A 3,104-nucleotide genomic window follows, 5' to 3' on the forward strand; every position below is an offset into this window, starting at 1 on the left:
TTTCGAGGTCGCGAATATTTCATCCACTGCCGTACGTATCTCGGGGTTGATTTCGCTATTGTCGAGGACAATTGCAATGTCACCAAGCCTGACGTTGTTCTGAACAAGTTCGACCTCGCTGGTGCGCAGCCAAGAGAGGAGATCGGTGGCCGTTGTAGCGGTAACCTCGCGTAGTTCAACGTCGAGTTTCTTAGCCGCCTCGATCGCAGCGGGTGAGAAACCTGTGGTCGAGACAGCTGTGATTTTATTGAAATTGAAGAGCGCCTGCCGACCCGCCAGTTGCTGCACCCACTCACTTGGCGCTGCACCTGCGCTAGGTCGATTTCGGCACTCGATTAGCCAGGAAATATTGGTGCTGCCGAATTTCCCTTTGACGACAACATCGAACTCGGCAAGTTGTGCACCGCGTTCATCGAACAATTTCTTGTTCACCTGTACATCAAATCCGTCTTGAGCAAGGGATTGTTCGACGAATTCGACTAGTTTCTCCAGAGATCTCCCATCGTTGCGCATGTCCGCCCTCCTGAGTAAGGAGACTCAGTGTACTTTCCGTCGCGTAACGCAGGATGACGTTTGCTTCGATCTCAAGCAGACATTCGCTAGTGACCTAATCTGAGCGTACGGCAATCGTCAATGTGAACGTCAATGTCGATCGAGGATTGTTTTGATCTGGTTGACCTCGAGCAACGATTCAGCAGCGAGGTCCATAGCGGTGCAATTTCTAACGATTCGGGGAGTGAAATCAAGCGCTGGACAGTAAATGACGCCGAAGGATCCTGTGTGGCAGTAGGCTGTGAGAACACCGAATCTATCTCCCGGTGACGAGCCGATGGCCCATTCGTTCGCGCCTGCTGGCGCACCACCGAAAGTCACAGGCGCCATGGGACCGGGTTGGACGGGTGTTGGTCGTCCTTCGATCGTGAGTCGTTGAACATAAATAAAACCATCGTTCTCGCTGTGCCGCAGTGCGACCGTGAATCCATCCACGATTTGGAGTGCTGAGTCTGGGCTGCGGATCACTGCATCAAGTGCCTGCATCGCAACAACGAGGGGTGGGAACGTTGGCACCGTGATGGCAAGTTGATGCTCGTGATGCAGAAAGTTGTTGTATGCGACGTTGCTTCCAACGTACCCGGCATCCACGCACATGATTTCTCCATGCTTGACCGTGAAAAGCTCCGAGTCCCGGGTGTCCAGTTCAAATGCGGCGATGAACTCTACCATCGTATCGTCGTCCCGTTGCAGTGAGCGCCGGTGGTGATCCAGGAGGTAGTTAAGGACGGCGGTTTTGTTAAAAAGGTCAACTCCGCGCGTGTGGATACCCTCAATTGCCTTCTTGGCACTCCCGATGTCGTGGGCGAATGCGATGGTGACACCAGGATGAAGCAAAACAATTTTCAGTCCGCCGATGAAATTTTTTTGCCCAACCCGACCGTCTGCGATGTCCGGCGTGAATTTCGTGTCGCCGACCATGTAGATGCGACCCTCACTTCGTCGCGCTACTACCAGCGTCATACAAGGCCGATATGTTGGTTCATGAGCTATTTTGGCTACAAGTTCGGAAGTGAAAGATTCAAATGTGTCCTCTTTCAAAAAGAGGCACTCTGAATGTTATTTTTCGGCCGCCGYAGCCCGCAACTTATCCTTCTTGCTAGGCCGCTTCCCCTTGACCCCGCCGGTCCCCGCAGGGTCTGCCGGATTCACCGCCGCCACCTCCACCGGCTCAAACCCCACGACCTGCTCACGCGCCACCTTAATGCCCAGGCGCTTTTCGATCAGCTTAAAGTGAGCCTCGGTCGCCGCGCTCACAAAACTCACGGCAATACCCGATTCGCCGGCGCGGCCGGTACGGCCTATGCGGTGGGTGTAGTCCGTCACTGAGCGCGGCAAGTCGTAGTTCACCACCACGGGCATCTGCGCAATGTCGATGCCGCGTGCGGCGACATCTGTGGCCACCACCACCTGCACGGCCTTGATCTTGAAGTCCTGCAGCACCTGGGTGCGTTTGCCCTGGCTGAGTTCRCCGTGGAAGGGTTCGGCTTCTATGTCTACTTTTCGCAGTTTGTCGGCCACGATCTCGGCGGCGTGTTTGGTGGCGACGAAGACCAGCACGCGTTCCCATTTTTCGGTCTGCACCAGGTGGCGCAGCAGCTGGGTGCGGCGGGGGGCGTCGACTTCAATCGCGCGTTGGGTGATGTCGGGCACGGCTTGCACCACAGCCTCTACCTCGATGCGCTGCGGGTTGTGCAGCAGGCTGGCCGCCAGCGCTTCAATTGCGGGCGGGAAGGTGGCTGAAAAAAACAATGTCTGGCGTTTGGCCGGCAGCAGGGCGAGGATGCGGTTCAGCTCTTCGCCAAAGCCCAGGTCCAGCAGCCGGTCGGCTTCGTCGAGCACCAGGGTGCCGGTGTTGCCCAGCGTCAAGGCATTGTGGTCAATCAGATCGAGCAGGCGGCCGGGTGTTGCGACGACGATGTCGGCGCCGCCGCGCAAATTCATCATCTGTGGGTTGATCGACACGCCACCAAACACGATGGCCACTTTGATCCGTTTGGGCAGGTATTTGGCAAAGCTGACGATGGCCTCACCGACCTGCGCGGCCAGCTCGCGTGTGGGCACGAGGATGAGGGCGCGCACGGGCCGATGCTGACCGGTAGCTGAGGTTTGTGAGTTGGCTAGCTGCTGCAGCAGCGGCAGCGAAAAAGCCGCCGTCTTGCCCGAACCCGTCTGGGCCGAGCCGAGCACGTCGCGCCCTTCAAGAATGGCCGGAATGGCGGCGGACTGGATGGGGGTGGGCGCGGTGTAGCCTTTTTCCTCCAGGGCGCGCAGCAGCAGCGGCAAAAGCGAGGGCGTAAAACCGAGTGAGCTAAAGGGCATGGGGAAAGTGTGAAGGAGAGAAGAAGGGGAGGGCCGCGCGCAGGGTGCGTGCGGTGAGGCGGTGCGCTGCCGTCTGAAGCCCCAAGTTTAAGCCTCGGGCCTTCTTCAAGGCTGTATTTGGCGGGTGGGTGGTGGCTGCATTGCCTTGTGCATCTACCTGCCCCACGAGGCTGCTATGAAAAATATAGCTGCTCGCGCACGTTCTTATTGGGCTGCAGCCACTATTTGCT

General features: G+C 57.5%; 3 protein-coding genes. All 3 read right to left on the reverse strand.

All coding sequences use genetic code 11. The annotated features are described in order from the left end of the window. Positions 1 to 513 (reverse strand): restriction endonuclease (locus AC1D1P_RS19015; protein ID WP_477674046.1); only part of this gene is annotated, 513 nt, incomplete at its 3' end. A 129-nt stretch (positions 514 to 642) separates the two neighbouring features. Further along, positions 643 to 1,515, reverse strand: coding sequence for a hypothetical protein (locus tag AC1D1P_RS19020; protein WP_477674047.1), 873 nt, complete (start codon positions 1,513 to 1,515; stop codon positions 643 to 645). A gap of 96 nt (positions 1,516 to 1,611) precedes the next feature. After that, positions 1,612 to 2,874, reverse strand: coding sequence for a DEAD/DEAH box helicase (locus AC1D1P_RS19025; RefSeq protein ID WP_477674048.1), 1,263 nt, complete (start codon positions 2,872 to 2,874; stop codon positions 1,612 to 1,614). Positions 2,875 to 3,104 lie beyond the last annotated feature (230 nt).

Source organism: Polaromonas sp. P1_E1_2 (assembly GCF_056406035.1).

Excerpts from the sequence above, each read along its gene's own strand:
- AC1D1P_RS19020 (WP_477674047.1), bottom strand. The coding sequence starts at position 1,515 with ATGACGCTGGTAGTAGCGCGACGAAGTGAGGGTCGCATCTACATGGTC.